The sequence below is a fragment of the Streptomyces sp. NPDC046831 genome, assembly GCF_040645305.1.
Lineage (GTDB): Bacteria > Actinomycetota > Actinomycetes > Streptomycetales > Streptomycetaceae > Streptomyces.
Map to the genome: position 1 here is coordinate 127,130 of NZ_JBEYXZ010000008.1, position 15,897 is coordinate 143,026.

A 15,897-nucleotide genomic window follows, 5' to 3' on the forward strand; every position below is an offset into this window, starting at 1 on the left:
CCGTCCTGCGGCCCGCGCCGCGGGACGGACCGGTTACCGGCCGCTCCGAGTCGTCCCGAGCCGTCCCGAGCGGTCCCGGGCCGTTCCGTCCGTCGGGTCCGGGGCCCGGGGTCCGGGGCCCGGCTAGGAGAGGTCCGCCTCCTCCGGGCGGAGCTCCCCGAAGTCCAGGTCCTCCGGGTTCGGCTCCCCGGAGGCCGGGTCCTGCGGGCGCCGCTCCCGCAGGTCCTGGTCCTCAGGGTCCTGCACGTAGCGGAGGACGCCCCACATGCCGTGCTCGTCGGCGTGCGGGGCGTCGCTCGTGCACGCCTCGAGTTCCCCGCCGAGCGCGGAGGCGTCGATGCCCGACCCGATGAGCACGAGCTGGGTGAGCCGGTCGTCGCCGGCGGGCCAGGGCTCGGGGTAGAAGCGCAGGAACCGCCCGACGGCGTGGACGGTGTAGCGGTTGCGGGGGTCGTGCGGACCGAAGTCGACGAACCCCTTGATGCGGTACAGCCCGGCCGGGCGGCTGTCGAGGAACCGGATCAGCCGACGCGGATCGAGGGGCCGGCCGGAGACGAAGGAGACGCTGTCGTAGCCGGCGTGCAGGTGGCCGGCGTGCCCGGACGCGTCCCGGTGCCCGTGCTCGTGCTCCTGCTGGTCGGCGGGCTCCTCCGTGCGGTGCAGGTCGTCGAAGGACAGTTGTCCGACGCGCTCCTCGCTGGGCCGGCAGTCGAAGAGGAACTCGGGATCGACGCGGCCGTAGGAGGCGGGCACGACGGCGGCCCGGTCGACGAGCGTGCGCACGAGGCCGAGCACCCTGTCGCCGTCCGCGACGCGATCGATCTTGTTGACGACGACGAGGTCGGCCAGGGCGAGGTGCCGGTCCAGCTCGGGGTGGCGGGCGCGGGTGTCGTCGAACTCGGCGGCGTCGACGACCTCGACCAGCCCGCCGTAGACGACACGGGGGTTCTCGCTGGCCAGGACCATGCGCACCAGCTCCCGGGGTTCGGCGAGCCCGCTGGCCTCGATCACGACGACGTCGACGCCGGTGGACGGCCGGGTGAGCCGGTCGAGGTAGAGGTCGAGTTCACTGACGTCGACGGCGCAGCACAGGCATCCGTTGCCGAGGGAGACGGTGGAGTCGCCGAGCGCGCCCGCGACAGCCATCGCGTCGATCTCCACGGCGCCGAAGTCGTTGACGACGGCACCGATGCGGCTGCCACCGCTGCGGTGCAGGAGGTGGTTGAGGAGCGTCGTCTTGCCGGCGCCGAGGAACCCGGCGAGAACGACGACGGGGATCTGCCGGGTGCCGGGGAGCGGGCCGGGGGCGACGGAGCCGGCGTCGGTTCCGGCTCCGGGGCTCCGGTGCCACGAGGCGGTGTCCGCCGCGGTGCCGGGACTCGCGTCCCACGAACCGGCGTCCGCGTCGGCGTCGGCGTCGGGACCCGGGTCGCACGAACCGGTGTTCCCGTCGGCGTCGGGACCCGGGTCGCACGAACCGGCGTTCGCGTCGGCGTCGGGGCTCGCGCCCCAGGAGCCGGCGTTCGCGTCGGCGTCCGGGGCCACGCCCGGGCTCGGCGGGCCCGTGTTCCCGTCGGCGTCGGGGCTCGGGCTCGGCTGGCTCACCGTGCGACCTCTCTCACGTCGACCGCGCGCCGGCTCACGCCGCCGGTGCGCCCACCAGGACTGAATGCCGACCCAGGATACGAGCGGTCACCTCCGGGCCGGCACGGGAACCGGCGCGTCGGGACCCGTGCAGCGGGCCGCCGTGAGCCGGTGCCCGAAGCGACTGCCTGTCAGGGAGCCGGCGGTGCGGCCGGTCCGATGACGACTTCGGCCGCCCGGCCGGCCTGCCGGACCACCCGCCGCCTCCGGCGCCGCAGCCTGGAGCGAGCCGCTGCTACCAAGGGCCGGCGGAGCCGAACGGCCGTCCCCTCGCGGCCCGGAGCGGTCCGCCTCCCACCGCCGCCGAGGTGCGGTTCGTCCCCGTACAAGCCCGGAGGCGTCCGCCTCCCACCGGCGCCGGAGTCGAGCGGCTCGCCCCTCGCGGCCCGGAGCGGTCCGCCACCCACCGGCGCCGAACTGGAGCGGCTCACCCCACCACGGGCCTGGAGGCGTCCGCCTCCCCGGCTGCCGGACGGGCCGCGGCTCCCCTCCCCCGCGGCCGACGCGGAGGCTCGCCCCCATCCCCTGACGGTTACCGAGGGCCGACTCAGGTTAGGCTCACCTGTGTGAGTACGTGCGCGAACGTCTCCCGGGACCTCGACGAGCCGATCTCCGGGACTGCGGCCACGGCGACGACGTGGCTGCTGCTGGAGCAGCCCGGGCCGTGGGGGCCCAAGGCTCTCACCTCCAGCCACCTGGACCCCGCTCTCGGACGGGCCCTGGAAAGGGCGGCGGAGGGCACCGGAGTCCGCATCGCGCTCATCCGCCGTCCCGGGCGGCACGCCGACTGCCGCACGCCGTCCGTGCGCCAGGTATTCGCCGCCCACACCCTGCCGGGCAACGCGTGGCTGCACAGCGCCACCACGTGCGACCCGGAGGACCTCCTCCGGCTCGACTTCGACGCGCTGGGCAGGGGTGACCGGCGCGCCTTCGACGAGGCGCTGCGGGGCGGCCCCCACACCGGCGATCCGCTCGCGCTGGTGTGCACCAACGGCAGGCGCGACCGGTGCTGCGCTCTCCTCGGCCGCCCGCTCGCCGCCGAGCTCGCCTCCTCCGGGGTGGAGGGCGTCTGGGAGGTCACCCATCTCGGCGGCCACCGCTTCGCGCCGACGCTGCTGGTGCTGCCCCACGGGTACGCCTACGGCAGGGCGCAGGCCCACGCGGTCAAGAACGTCCTGCACGCCGTGCAGGAGGGCCGGATCGTCGTCGACGGCTGCCGGGGCCGCTCGGCCTGGGACCGGCCGGCTCAGGCCGCCGAGCTGGCGGTGCGCACGGCGGCGGGCGAGTACGCGGCGGACGCGCTGACCGTCGTCTCCACGGACGGTGCCGCGCCGCACTGGGAGGTGACCGTCGGCCACGTCGACGGGCGCCGCTGGAGCGTGCTGGTGTCCCAGGGCGCCTCCGAGCCGCCCCGCCCGGAGAGCTGCGGCGCCTCGGTGCTCGGCACCCCCGGCCGGATGGACGTCGTCGCGGTGCGCGAACTGGCGACGGTGCGGAGCTGACGGCCCGCCGCCCGCGAGCGGCCCCCGGCCGTGCGCCGGCCCGTGGCCACCGGCCCTCCCCCGGAACCTGCCGGAGATCCACACCCCACCCCCTGGGGCAGCCGGGGGCCGCCCCCGTACCGTCGTCCGCATGACCCGCACTCCCCCCTTGCGCCGCCGGCGCCTCGGTCTGCCCCGGCGGGTGTTCTCACAGGTGCTGCTGATGCAGCTGGTGATCGCCGCGGGCGTCGCGGTGCTCGCGACCGGGCTGTTCCTCGCGCCGCTCAGCCACCAGCTGGACGACCAGGCGATGCGCCGCGCACTCGCCATCGCGCAGACCACCGCCCAGAACCCGCGGATCACCGAGGACCTGCTGCGCACCTCCCCCACGGCCGGCGGGCCCGTGCAGCGGGAGGCGGAGCGGATCCGGCGGGCCACGGGGGCCGAGTACGTCGTGGTGATGGACGCACGAGGCGTGCGGTGGTCGCACACCGACCCGGCGCGCATCGGCGGGAGGGTGTCCACGGACCCCGCCCCGGCCCTGGCCGGCCACGAGGTCATGCAGATCGACAGCGGCACGCTCGGCCGCTCGGCCCGCGGCAAGGTGCCGCTGCTCGACGCCCGCGGGCGGATCGTCGGCGCCGTGTCGGTGGGCATCGCCTACGAGAGCGTGCGGGCCCGGCTGATCAGCGTCATCCCCGGCCTGCTCGCGTACGCGGGCGGAGCCCTGGCCGCCGGCGCGGCGGCCGCCTGGCTGATCTCCCGCCGGGTCCAGCGGCAGACCCGGGACCTGGCCTTCTCGGACATCGCCGCCCTGCTCGCGGAGCGCGAGGCGATGCTCCACGGCATCCGGGAGGGGGTCGTGGCCCTGGACCGCGCGGGCCGTATCCGCCTCCTCAACGACGAGGCGCGGCGCCTGCTCGGCATCGGCGACGAGGCGGCCGGCCGGACGCCCGAGGAGGCGCTCGGCGCGGGACGCACCGCCGATGTCCTGGCGGGCCGGGTCACGGGCACCGACCTGCTCACCGTGCGCGGGCACCGCGTCCTCGTCGCCAACCGCATGCCGACGGGCGACGGTGGCGCCGTCGCGACCCTGCGCGACCGCACCGAGCTGGAACGGCTCGGCCGCGAACTCGACTCCACGCACGGCCTGATCGACGCGCTGCGCGCCAAGGACCACGAACACGCCAACCACCTGCACACCCTGCTCGGGCTGCTGGAACTGGAGCTGTACGACGACGCCGTCGAGTTCGTCGGGGAGGTCGCCGGCGACCACCGGGCCACGGCGGAGCAGGTCACCGGGAAGATCCACGACCCGTTGCTGGCGGCGCTGCTGGTGGGCAAGGCGACGGTCGCCGCGGAGCGCGGGGTCGCGCTGCGGGTGTCGGACCGGACCCGGCTGCCGGACCGGCTGGTCGACCCGCGCGGGCTGGTGACCGTCGTCGGCAACCTGGTGGACAACGCGCTCGACGCGGTGGCGGGCACCCCGCACGCGCGGGTGGAGGTGGAGCTGCGCGCCGAGGGACGCACCGCCGTGCTCCGGGTGCGCGACACGGGACCCGGGATCCCCGCGGACCGGCGCGAGGTGATCTTCACGGAGGGGTGGTCGACCAAGACGCCGCCCGCGCACGGCAAGCGCGGCATCGGGCTGTCGCTGGTCCGCAGGTTCGCCGAGCGGCAGGGAGGCACCGTGACGGTGGGCGAGGCGGCCGGTTCCGGCGCCCAGTTCACGGTGGTGCTGCCGGAGGCACTGGCCGAGCCGGGCCTGGCGGCACCGGCCCGCACCGCCGCCGACTCCGTCGCCGACACCGCCGAGGAGGCCTCGCGATGATCGGCCCCCCCTGGGCGTGGACGGCGCCGCCCGGGCCGCGCGGCTGCCGCCTTCGCCGCCTTCGCCGCCTTCGCCGCCTTCGCCGGGAGCTTCCAGCCTTCCGCGTCGTCGCGCGGCACCGCCACAAGTGGGCGACCCGCGTCTCACCGGGCCGGACCGCACCGACGGACGGACGGGGGCGCCGGGCACGGGAACGGCCGCGCCCGAGCGAAGCGGACCGGGGACGGAACCGGCGCGCGATCGGGCGGACCGGGGATGGAACCGGCGCGCGGTCGGGCGGACCAGGCTGGAGACGGGCCGGCCTGCGCCCGAGCGCACCGGACCGGGCACGGACCGCCCCGCGCCCGAGCGGACCGGACCGGGGACGGGACGGGCCCACGCCCGGCGGACCGGCCGGGGCGGGAACGGCCCCGACCGGGCCGGCCGGGCCGGGGACGCCATGGCCGCGTCCCCGGCCTGCCGCGTGGCAGGCCGATGCCGAAGGTCTGCTTCACGGTCACGGGGCCGGCCACGCGAACCGGCCGCCCGGCCACCAGCCAGGGCTTGGCGGCGTAGCGGGAGGCGGTCCAGCACCTCGCCGTCGGTGGGTTCCTCCAGGCCGCTGACCAGGGTCAGTGTGGTCGACTTGCCGCAGCCGGTGGGGCCGACGACGGCCACGAACTCGCCGCGGGCCACGGTGAGGTCGAGGTCCCGGACCGCCGTGTGCAGGCCCCCGACGGGGTCCTGAACGTCTTGCTCGCGCCCCGCAGTTCGATGGCGGGGCTGGTGTCCGCGCTCATGGGCCGGGACGGTAGGACCGGATCCGGCCACCGCAGCAGTCTTGTAGGCGCAAGCCGGTCTTTTGCTCGCAGGCACCTGTTGTGCTCGTTTTGCTCGCGCTACAACAACGAAGCCGAAACGCGGGCCGAGCGCTCGCCCGGCCTTGGAGGAAGACGCCCGATGATTGACGTCCTGGTGGTCGACGACGACTTCCGTGTCGCCGAGATCAACGCCAAGTACGTGGGGAAGGTCCCCGGCTTCCGGGTGGCCGCCCGCGCGCACAGTGCCGCCCAGGCCCTCACGGCCGTGCAGGGCGGGGGCATCGACCTGGTCCTGCTCGACCACTACCTGCCCGACCGGACGGGCCTCGAACTCGTCCACCGGATGCGCGAACAGGGCATCGGCACCGACGTCATCATGATCACGGCGGCATGCGACGTGACGACCGTTCAGCAGGCCATGCGCCTGGGCGCGCTGCACTACCTGGTCAAGCCCTTCACCTTCGCCGCGCTGCGCACCCGTCTGGACTCCTACGCCGCCCTGCGCCGCACCGTCGACCGCGTCGGCTGCCACGGCGTCGCCCAGGAGCAGGTGGACCGCATCTTCGGCGCGCTGCGCACCACGCCGGCGCCGTCGGCGCCGGGCCTGCCCAGCGGCCACTCCGAGCCGACCACAGACCTCATCTGCGGCGTCCTCCACCGCGCCGACCACCCGCTGTCGGCCCACGAGGTGGCCGCCCGGACGGGCCTGAGCCGCTCCACGGCCCAGCGCTACCTCCGCCACCTGGAACAGGCCGGCCGCCTGCGCCTGTCGCTGAGGTACGGCGACACCGGGCGTCCCGAGCACCGGTACGCGTGGGTGGCGCCGTAGCGCAGCCAGTGCCGGTGCGACCGGCGGCTCCTCGCGGAAGTGCCTCTCGCGAGTCCTATCCGCTCAAGGCCCCTAGACAGCACCCGCCCCCGTCAGCGACCGCACCTCGGTCTCCGCGTGCTTGGCCTCGTCCGGCGGTTCGGCCGAGGTGACGGTGCCGAGCCAGCCCGCGAGGAAGCCCAGCGGGATGGAGACGAGCCCGGGGTTGTCCAGCGGGAAGAACTGGAAGTCGGCGCCGGGGAACAGCGCGCCGGGGCTGCCGGACACCACCGGGGACAGCACCACCAGGACCAGCGCCGGGAGCAGCCCGCCGTACACGGCCCACACCGCGCCGCGGGTGGTGAAGCCGCGCCAGAACAGCGAGTACAGCAGGACGGGCAGGTTCGCCGAGGCGGCGACGGCGAAGGCGAGGCCGACCAGGAAGGCGACGTTGAGGTCCCGGGCGAGCAGCCCCAGCCCGATCGCGAGCACGCCGATGCCGACGGCGGCGACCCGGGCCACGGCGACCTCGCTGCGCCGCCGGGAGCCGCGCCGGCGCAGCGAGGCGTACAGATCGTGGGCCACGGACGCCGAGGAGGCGAGCGTGATGCCCGCGACCACGGCCAGGATCGTGGCGAAGGCGACGGCCGCCACCACCGCGAACAGCACGGTGGCACCGGTGGAGTCGGCCCCTCCGCCGAGGTCGAGGGCGAGCAGGGGGACCGCCGTGTTCCCCGCCGCGTTCGACCCGCGCACGGCGTCCGGGCCGACGATCGCGGCGGCACCGAAGCCGAGGACGACGGCCATCAGGTAGAAACCGCCGATCAGGCCGATGGACCAGATCACAGAGCGGCGGGCGGCCCGCGCGGTCGGCACGGTGTAGAAGCGCGAGAGGATGTGCGGCAGCCCGGCCGTGCCCAGCACCAGCGCCAGCCCCAGGCTGATGAAGTCCAGGCGCGCGCTCCAGTCGCCGCCGTACTTCAGTCCGGGGGCCAGGAAGGCCGCCCCGTGGCCGCTGCGCTCGGCCGCGGTGAGCAGCAGCCGGTCGACGTCGCCGTGGAAGCGGACCAGCACGAGGACGGTCAGGACGACGGTGCCGCCGAGGAGCAGCACCGCCTTGACGATCTGGATCCAGGTGGTGGCCCGCATCCCGCCCAGGGACACGTAGATCACCATGAGCGCGCCGACGCCGATGACGGCCCAGGCCTGCGCCGCCTCGCCCGTCCGCCCGAGGAGCAGTCCGACCAGGCTGCCCGCACCCACCATCTGCGCCACCAGGTACAGGACGGACACGGTCACCGAGGAGGTGCCCGCCGCGATACGCACCGGCCGCTCGCTCATCCGTGCCGCGACCACGTCGGCGAGGGTGAACCGCCCGCAGTTGCGGACCAGTTCGGCGACCAGGAGGAGCACGACCAGCCAGGCCACGAGGAAGCCGACCGCGTACAGCAGCCCGTCGTACCCGAACAGCGCGATCAGCCCGGTCACGCCGAGGAAGGAGGCGGCCGACATGTAGTCGCCCGCGATGGCAAAACCATTCTCCATGGGCGTGAAGAGCCGCCCGCCCGTGTAGAACTCCTCGGCCGAGCCGTGCCGGTTGCGGCCCACCCAGGTGGTGATCGCCAGCGTGCCCGCCACGAAGACGCTGAACAGCAGCAGTGCCAGGGTCTGGTGATCGCCGGTCACGAGGCACCGCCCCGCACGCCGCGGGTCAGCTCCTGGGTGTCCCAGCGCAGTTCGAGCGCGGCCCGGTCACGGCGCAGCCGGGCGTGCCGGGCGTAGGCCCAGGCGAGGAGGAAGGTGCTGAGGAACTGGCCGAGGCCGGCCAGCATCGCCACGTTCACCGCGCCCGCCACCCGCCGCGCCATGAACTCGGGCGCGGCCGTCGCGGCCACGACGTACCCCACGTACCAGACGAGGAAGGCCGTGGCCGCCGGGACCACGAATCCGCGGTACCGCCGGCGCACCTCCTGGAACGCGGCGCTGCGCTGCACCTCGAGGTACACGTCGGCCGCCGCGCCGGCGCCCGGGCCGCCGCACGGCTCACGGCGCGAGGCCTGGGCCGGTGCCGTGGCCGCGCCCGTGCTGTCCGCCTCGCCCCAGCCGGAGGCCAGCGCGTCGTACCAGGGGTCGCGGTACCTCATGTCCGCGGGCCGGGGGGCCAGGGGCCGTCCGGCGTAGTGCTCGGCCACGTCCTCACCGCCGCCCCCTCGGGGACGACCGTTGCTTGACTGCATGCCCAAGCATGGACAGACCGGGAGGACCCGTGCCGTCCTTTCACCCTGCTCTTCACCCCATCAGGTGACCCGCCCCTGACCAGCACCCACGGCACCGGCAACGCGACCCGCACCGGACCGGGCGTCGCGCCGCCCGGTGGCGGCCCCGCCCGGCCGAGCCCTCCGCCCGCCCGGCCCGGGCCGGCCCGCTACGCGGGGCCGATGCCGGGCGGACCCGGCCCGGCGGCCCCGCGGCGGCTACGCGTCGATGCGCGAGCGGTCGAGCGTCGCCGCCGAGCCCGCGATGAACTCCTTGCGGGGCGCGACGTCGTTGCCCATGAGCAGGTCGAAGACCTGTTCCGCGGCCTCCAGGTCGGAGAGGTTGATGCGGCGCAGGGTGCGGTGGCGCGGGTCCATGGTCGTCTCGGCCAGCTGGTCGGCGTCCATCTCGCCGAGACCCTTGTACCGCTGGATCGAGTCCTTGTACCGGATGTTCTTGCTCTGGAACTCCAGCAGCTTGTCGCGCAGCTCGCGGTCCGAGTACGTGTAGACGTACTTGTCCTGGCCCTTCTTCGGCTGGACCAGCTCGATGCGGTGCAGCGGCGGCACGGCCGCGAAGACCCGGCCCGCCTTGACCATGGGCCGCATGTAGCGGTGGAACAGCGTGAGCAGCAGCGTGCGGATGTGGGAGCCGTCGACGTCGGCGTCGGTCATCATGATGATCTTGCCGTAGCGGGCCGCGTCCAGGTCGAAGGTCCGGCCGGACCCGGCTCCTATGACCTGGATGATCGCGCCGCACTCGGCGTTCTTCAGCATGTCCGTCACGGACGACTTCTGGACGTTGAGGATCTTGCCGCGGATCGGCAGCAGGGCCTGGAACTCGGAGTTCCGGGCGAGCTTGGCCGTGCCGAGCGCGGAGTCGCCCTCCACGATGAACAGCTCGCTGCGGTCCACGTCGTCGCTGCGGCAGTCCGCCAGCTTGGCCGGCAGCGAGGAGGACTCCAGGGCCGTCTTGCGGCGCTGGGCGTCCTTGTGCTGGCGGGCCGCGATGCGCGTGCGGGCGGCGGCGACGGCCTTCTCCAGCACCACGCGGGCCTGCTGGGCGGCGTCGCGCTTGGTGGAGGTCAGGAACGCCTTCAGTTCCTTGCAGACCACGTTGTTGACGATGCGCCGGGCCGCCGAGGTGCCGAGGACCTCCTTGGTCTGGCCCTCGAACTGCGGTTCCGCGAGGCGGACCGTGACGACGGCCGTGAGACCTTCCAGGGCGTCGTCCTTGACGATGTCGTCCTCGGCGACGCGCAGCAGCTTCTTGGCGCGCAGCACCTCGTTCATCGTCCGGGCGACGGCCTGCTCGAAGCCGGCGACGTGGGTGCCGCCCTTGGGGGTGGCGATGATGTTGACGAAGGACCGCAGCGTCGTCTCGTAGCCGGTGCCCCACCGCAGCGCGACGTCCACGCCCAGTTCCCGGGTGACCTCGGTGGGCGTCATCTGCCCGTGTTCGTCGAGGACGGGGACCGTCTCCTTGAAGGTGCCCTGACCGGTGAAGCGCAGGACGTCGCAGACCGGCCTGTCGCTCGCCAGGAACTCGCAGAACTCGCTGATGCCGCCGTCGAAGCGGAAGGATTCCTCGCCCTTGCTGCCGCCCTCGCCGAGCCCGAACTCGTCGCGGACGACGATGGTCAGGCCGGGCACCAGGAACGCGGTCTGGCGAGCACGCTGGTGCAGGTTCTCCAGGGAGAGCTTGGCGTCCTTGAGGAAAATCTGGCGGTCGGCCCAGTAGCGCACGCGCGTGCCGGTGCGGCTCTTGGGGATCTTCCTGGCCTTGCGCAGGCCGCCCTTGGCCTCGAACGTGGCGTCCGGTCCCCTGCCGCCGAACGCCCCGGGCACGCCGCGCCGGAAGCTGATGGCGTGGGTGTGGCCGCCGCGGTCGACCTCGACGTCCAGCCGGGCGGAGAGGGCGTTGACGACGGAGGCGCCCACGCCGTGCAGGCCGCCGGAGGCCGCGTAGGAGCCGCCGCCGAACTTGCCGCCCGCGTGCAGCTTGGTCATGACGACCTCGACGCCGGACAGGCCGGTCTTGGGCTCGACGTCGACCGGGATGCCGCGGCCGTTGTCCCGCACCTCGACGGAGCCGTCGTCGTGCAGGACGACCTCGATGTGGTCGCAGTAGCCGCCGAGGGCCTCGTCGACGGAGTTGTCGATGATCTCCCACAGGCAGTGCATCAGACCGCGGCTGTCGGTGGATCCGATGTACATGCCCGGGCGCTTGCGTACGGCCTCGAGCCCCTCGAGGACGAGCAGGTGCCGCGCGGTGTAGTTGGAACCGTCCCGGTCTGCTCCTGCCAGCAGCGCTGTGGACGGCACGGACGTCTCGGCGGTCACGCGGTTCGCTCCTCGCTGAATTTCGGATGAGGCCCTCTGGGGTAAGGCCGCGGCTCGGTGTGCCGCTCAGAGGGTACCGAGGCCTGGTAGAGCCCTTGTAACGCCACCCTCGGCAGGGACCCAGAGTAGTAGACAGTCGTATGGATGTTCGATCCTTCGATGGAGTGAAGCGGGAATCACGTTCCCTTCCAGGCATGAACCATTTAGGCTCCGGGCACGTCCTCATGCACAACCGGCAACCCGGCCGGGAGGACGACCTTGACCGACAGCGCGAAACCGTAAGACACACAGACACGCAATACGGCACATTCGCCGCCACACCGGCGACAGACAGCCGCCTCGGAAAACTTTTTTCGAGGAAAAGCCGCGATCGGGAACGTTTGGGGCTGGTTGGATGTTGACCCTGGTACGACAGCTCGTCGAGCTAGAGAAGAGGCGACGTGACTACTGTTCTGACCCCCGCGAGCCCGCTGACGGCCGCTGATCGCTGCGACCGCTGCGGCGCCCAGGCATACCTGCGCGTCGTCCTGCTGAGCGGCGGAGAACTGCTCTTTTGCGCCCACCACGGCCGCAAGTTCGAGCCGGAACTCAAGAAGATCGCCGCTGAGATACAGGACGAGACAGAGCGCCTGACCTCCGTTACGACGACGGCCACGTCCGACGACGAGCGCTGAACCCCTCGCACGACGAGCAGCGCCGGCGCAGGCCGGCCACGGGCGGCCACCCCTGGGAAGCAGGAGCGGCCGCCCGTCGTCATGCCCGGCGGGCCCCCGTCCCGCCACGGGCCGCAGCGGTCAGGTGCCCGCGGCCATCCGGCCGGGCGTGCTCGCGCGGGCGGCCGGGCTCAGTGCGCGGACCACCTCGGACACCCGCGTGTAGACCCCCGGGCTGCCCGCGCGCCCGCAGCCGATCCCCCACGACACCAGGCCGATCAGCTTCCCCCGCGCGACCAGCGGCCCCCCGCTGTCCCCCTGGCAGGCGTCGTGGCCCCCTGCCTTCTCCCCCGCGCAGAGCATGGTCTCGGGCACGTAGGCACTGTCGGCGACGCCCGGGTACGCCCGCCGGCACTCGGCGTCGGGCAGTACGTGGACGGGGGCGGCGCGCAGGGTGCGCGCGTAGGCTGCGGTACCGGTGGTGTCCCCCCAGCCGTAGACCAGGGCGCGCGTGCCCGGTACGTACGCCGGGTCGCCCGGCCCCGCCATCCCGATCACCGCGCTCGCGGGCACGGCCTCGGCGAGGGTGATCACGGCGAAGTCCCCGGAGTTGCCGGCGCCGTCGTAGCGCGGATTGACCCACACGCGGCGCACGGGTATCTCCCTGCCCTGGCGCGAGAACAGATCCGTGCGGCCGGAGATGATCCTGAAGTCCGGTGTCGGTGGCGCGCCCAGGACCTCTCTGCCCAGACAGTGGGCGGCCGTGAGGACGGTGGTGCGGCCGACGGCCACGCCTCCGCAGAATTGCCCGGCCCGGGTACCGCCGAACCGGTCACGGCTGGAGAGGGCCACCGTCCACGGGCTTTGCGAGACGTCGACGGGGAACCCGCCTATGACGATGCTGTCGGCTCCCGCGGGGGAAGCCGGCCCCAGCGGTATCGCGGCTCCCGCGGCCGCCAGCACCAGCGGCCGGGCCAGAACCCGGGCAATGCGGCGTCGCATGCGTGCTCCTTGCTCCCAGTGGTCATGGGACACCCAGAGTCATGCAGAGCTGTGCGGCCCGCAGCACGAAGGCCCGGTCCCCACGGGGGGAACCGGGCCTTTCCGTGCGTACCGGCCGCGACCTAGTCGAGGTAGTCGCGCAGCACCTGCGAACGCGACGGGTGGCGCAGCTTCGACATGGTCTTGGACTCGATCTGGCGGATGCGCTCGCGCGTGACGCCGTACACCTTGCCGATCTCGTCGAGGGTCTTCGGCTGACCGTCGGTGAGACCGAACCGCATGGAGACGACGCCCGCCTCGCGCTCGGACAGGGTGTCGAGCACCGAGTGCAGCTGCTCCTGCAGCAGGGTGAAGCTGACCGCGTCGGCGGGGACGACGGCCTCGGAGTCCTCGATGAGGTCACCGAACTCACTGTCGCCGTCCTCACCCAGCGGGGTGTGCAGGGAGATCGGCTCGCGGCCGTACTTCTGGACCTCGATGACCTTCTCCGGGGTCATGTCGAGCTCCTTGGCCAGCTCCTCCGGGGTGGGCTCGCGGCCCAGGTCCTGAAGCATCTGGCGCTGCACGCGCGCGAGCTTGTTGATGACCTCGACCATGTGCACCGGGATGCGGATGGTGCGGGCCTGGTCGGCCATCGCGCGGGTGATGGCCTGACGGATCCACCAGGTGGCGTACGTGGAGAACTTGTAGCCCTTGGTGTAGTCGAACTTTTCCACCGCGCGGATCAGACCGAGGTTGCCCTCCTGGATGAGGTCCAGGAAGAGCATGCCGCGGCCGGTGTACCGCTTGGCCAGGGAGACCACCAGACGGAGGTTGGCCTCCAGGAGGTGGTTCTTGGCGCGGCGGCCGTCCTCGGCGATGATCTCCAGCTCACGCTTGAGCTTGGGCGCGAGCTTGTCCGAGTTCGCCAGCTTGTCCTCGGCGAAGAGGCCCGCCTCGATGCGCTTGGCGAGCTCGACCTCCTGCTCGGCGTTGAGCAGGGGGACCTTGCCGATCTGCTTCAGGTAGTCCTTGACCGGGTCCGCGGTGGCGCCGGCCGCGGCGACCTGCTGCGCGGGCGCGTCGTCCTCGTCCTCGTCGGAGAGCACGAAGCCGGCGCTCTCGGTGCCCTCGGGCTCCTCCGGACCCGCCTTGGCGTCCTCGAGCACCTCGTCCTCGACCAGCTCGACGTCGTCCTTCTTGGCGGCGGTGGTCTTCTTGGCCGCCGTCTTCTTGACCGCGGTCGTCTTCTTCGCCGCGGCCTTCTTGGCGGCGGTCGTCTTCTTGGCTGCGGCCTTCTTCGGCGCGTCGTCCTCGACGGGCGTGTCGGCGGCGGGCGCCGCAGGCGTGGCGCCGGCGGTGGCCTTCCTCGTGGTCACCGTCTTCGCCGCGACCGTCTTGGTGGTGGTGCGCTTGGCCGGACTCTTCGCTGCGACGCTCTTTCGGGTGCGCTTGTTTGGCTCGGCGGCACTGACCATCAGCGTCACACCCTCTTCCTCGAGGATCTGGTTGAGGCTGCGCAGTACGTTCTTCCACTGAGTGGCCGGAATCTGGTCGGCTTCGAAGGCCCGACGCACATCGTCGCCGGCGATCTGCCCCTCAGCCTTTCCCCGCTCAATGAGCGCCATGACAGAGACGGACTCGGCGATCTCCGGCGGGAGCGTACGGGATGTGCTGGCCGACACGAACAACCTCTCGGAACGTTGGAAAACGGCTTCCGGCCCCGTCCACGGCGGACAGGAGCCGACCACCGGCCTGTGGATGGGCCGACGGCGCGGGCGGGGGCCGGGAAGAGGCACAGCGCCGTGAACGGCGTCCGTATTCCTCCGCGGCTGTCACCTCTTAGGTCATCGCGCTGTCTCCGCGAGCGTTACGCCCAATCTGCGTGGCCCGAGTCACACCCCGTAAGCACTCAAAAACGGTCAGACAGGGTCACATACGCTCACTCTGCCGATCCCGGCGACCCGTCGGCGGGCCCGGCCCCCGTCGTCATCGCACGCGGACCCCGCCGGCTTCCCGGAGGATCCGACGGGGTCCCGCGAGACGTCCACCAGGCCGGGCGGACCGCGGCGCGACGGCACGGGCCGGGCCGGACCGGGCCGCCGTCCACGCGGACAGGCGTTCGTGTGCGCGTTGGCGCGTGCTCAGTGCTCGCGCGGCGCGGGGACCACGCGCTCCACCTCGGGGTGGACCGTGAGGAGCTGGCGCATGGCGGACTCGGCCGCCGATCCGTCGCCCGCCGCGAGCGCGTCGACGATCCGGGCGTGCTGCGCGAGGGCGGTCTCGTTCGGGCGGTCACAGCCGGTGACCGGGCCGCCGGAGACCTGGAGGGCGGCGGAGACGATCCCGGACAGGTGCTCCAGCATGCGGTTGCCCGCGACCTGGATCAGCAGCGTGTGGAACTCGGCGTCCGCGCGCGAGAAGGTCAGCGCGTCGCCCTGCCCCAGGGCGTGCCCCATGATCTCCACCATGTCGGCAAGGCGCTGCTGGACGTCCTCGCGCCCGTGCCCGGCGGCGAGACGGGCGGCCAGCGGCTCGATCGTCCAGCGCAGCTCGCTCAGCTCGCGGCGCTGGTCGTCGCGCTGCGGCCCGAAGGCCCGCCACTCGATGATGTCCGGGTCGAGGAGGTTCCAGTCACTGACCGGCCGTACGCGCGTGCCCACGTTCGGGCGGGCGCTGACCAGGCCCTTGGCCTCCAGAACGCGGAGCGACTCGCGGACGACGGTGCGGGACACCTCGAAACGCTGCCCGATCTCCTCGGGCACCAGCGGGCGATCGGCGCCCAGGTCCCCCGACACGATCATCTGTCCCAGTTGCTGAACGAGTTGGCCGTGCAGTCCGCGGCCGCGGCTGCCCGCGGCACGCCGGCCCACCCGGCCCAGCTCCGGTTCGGCACTGCCCTCCCAGGCGGGCGGGGCGACGCGATCGGGGACGGGGGTATCGGTGTAGGGATAGCGGTCGAGTCCGCCCGGGCCGGCGAGACCTGAGTCCGAGGAGCGGGCGGCGGTCATCATGGTGTGCGCAAGGGTACTCACGAGTCCTTTGTCGGCGCTGTCTCCAACTCCCTTGAGGTCTTTGCTGAAAAGCACACGAAAGGGTGA

General features: G+C 73.1%; 11 protein-coding genes and 1 pseudogene. 4 read left to right on the forward strand and 8 right to left on the reverse strand.

The window, feature by feature from the left end; all coding sequences use genetic code 11:
• Positions 1-123 precede the first annotated feature (123 nt).
• The gene (locus ABZ920_RS10430) at positions 124-1,278 is read right to left on the reverse strand and encodes a GTP-binding protein (RefSeq protein ID WP_361501450.1); all 1,155 of its coding nucleotides are present in this window, start codon (positions 1,276-1,278) and stop codon (positions 124-126) included.
• Positions 1,279-2,210: 932 nt separating this feature from the next.
• Between ABZ920_RS10430 and ABZ920_RS10435 the strand changes: the two genes are divergently transcribed.
• Both ABZ920_RS10435 and ABZ920_RS10440 read left to right on the forward strand, forming a co-directional pair.
• Positions 2,211-3,146, forward strand: a complete 936-nt coding sequence (locus ABZ920_RS10435; protein WP_361501283.1) for a sucrase ferredoxin — start codon at positions 2,211-2,213, stop codon at positions 3,144-3,146.
• 130 nt (positions 3,147-3,276) lie between these two features.
• Complete coding sequence (locus ABZ920_RS10440) at positions 3,277-4,956, forward strand: sensor histidine kinase (protein WP_361501286.1); 1,680 nt, start codon at positions 3,277-3,279, stop codon at positions 4,954-4,956.
• A gap of 567 nt (positions 4,957-5,523) precedes the next feature.
• On the opposite strand, the pseudogene ABZ920_RS10445 reads toward ABZ920_RS10440, so the two are convergent.
• A pseudogene (locus ABZ920_RS10445) lies at positions 5,524-5,735 on the reverse strand (ATP-binding cassette domain-containing protein); the annotation flags it as partial.
• A 160-nt stretch (positions 5,736-5,895) separates the two neighbouring features.
• On the opposite strand from ABZ920_RS10445, the gene ABZ920_RS10450 reads away from it, so the two are divergent.
• A complete protein-coding gene (locus tag ABZ920_RS10450) occupies positions 5,896-6,585 on the forward strand; it encodes a response regulator (RefSeq protein WP_361501289.1) in 690 nt (229 codons plus the stop codon).
• Between the two features lie 72 nt (positions 6,586-6,657).
• On the opposite strand, the gene ABZ920_RS10455 is transcribed toward ABZ920_RS10450, so the two are convergent.
• The 3 genes from ABZ920_RS10455 to ABZ920_RS10465 form a co-directional block, all read right to left on the reverse strand.
• Complete coding sequence (locus ABZ920_RS10455) at positions 6,658-8,250, reverse strand: cation acetate symporter (RefSeq protein ID WP_361501292.1); 1,593 nt, start codon at positions 8,248-8,250, stop codon at positions 6,658-6,660.
• The gene (locus ABZ920_RS10460; protein WP_361501295.1) at positions 8,247-8,801 is read right to left on the reverse strand and encodes a DUF485 domain-containing protein; all 555 of its coding nucleotides are present in this window, start codon (positions 8,799-8,801) and stop codon (positions 8,247-8,249) included. Before ABZ920_RS10460 ends, ABZ920_RS10455 begins: the two co-directional genes overlap by 4 nt.
• A gap of 237 nt (positions 8,802-9,038) precedes the next feature.
• Entirely contained in the window at positions 9,039-11,162 is a 2,124-nt protein-coding gene (locus tag ABZ920_RS10465) for a DNA topoisomerase IV subunit B (protein WP_361501298.1), read from the reverse strand.
• Between the two features lie 440 nt (positions 11,163-11,602).
• On the opposite strand from ABZ920_RS10465, the gene ABZ920_RS10470 reads away from it, so the two are divergent.
• Positions 11,603-11,836 carry a hypothetical protein gene (locus ABZ920_RS10470; RefSeq protein WP_361501301.1) on the forward strand — a complete coding sequence of 78 codons (234 nt, stop codon included), beginning with the start codon at positions 11,603-11,605 and terminating at the stop codon, positions 11,834-11,836.
• Positions 11,837-11,956: 120 nt separating this feature from the next.
• On the opposite strand, the gene ABZ920_RS10475 is transcribed toward ABZ920_RS10470, so the two are convergent.
• The 3 genes from ABZ920_RS10475 to ABZ920_RS10485 all read right to left on the reverse strand — a co-directional run bounded on the left by ABZ920_RS10475 (position 11,957) and on the right by ABZ920_RS10485 (position 15,831).
• A complete protein-coding gene (locus tag ABZ920_RS10475) occupies positions 11,957-12,817 on the reverse strand; it encodes a serine protease (RefSeq protein ID WP_361501304.1) in 861 nt (286 codons plus the stop codon).
• Positions 12,818-12,939: 122 nt separating this feature from the next.
• Positions 12,940-14,481 carry an RNA polymerase sigma factor gene (locus tag ABZ920_RS10480; RefSeq protein WP_361501307.1) on the reverse strand — a complete coding sequence of 514 codons (1,542 nt, stop codon included), beginning with the start codon at positions 14,479-14,481 and terminating at the stop codon, positions 12,940-12,942.
• 459 nt (positions 14,482-14,940) lie between these two features.
• Positions 14,941-15,831, reverse strand: a complete 891-nt coding sequence (locus ABZ920_RS10485; RefSeq protein WP_361501310.1) for a FadR/GntR family transcriptional regulator — start codon at positions 15,829-15,831, stop codon at positions 14,941-14,943.
• Positions 15,832-15,897 lie beyond the last annotated feature (66 nt).

Excerpts from the sequence above, each read along its gene's own strand:
- ABZ920_RS10440 (WP_361501286.1), top strand. The coding sequence starts at position 3,277 with ATGACCCGCACTCCCCCCTTGCGCCGCCGGCGCCTCGGTCTGCCCCGG.
- ABZ920_RS10475 (WP_361501304.1), bottom strand. The coding sequence starts at position 12,817 with ATGCGACGCCGCATTGCCCGGGTTCTGGCCCGGCCGCTGGTGCTGGCG.
- ABZ920_RS10460 (WP_361501295.1), bottom strand. The coding sequence starts at position 8,801 with ATGCAGTCAAGCAACGGTCGTCCCCGAGGGGGCGGCGGTGAGGACGTG.
- ABZ920_RS10450 (WP_361501289.1), top strand. The coding sequence starts at position 5,896 with ATGATTGACGTCCTGGTGGTCGACGACGACTTCCGTGTCGCCGAGATC.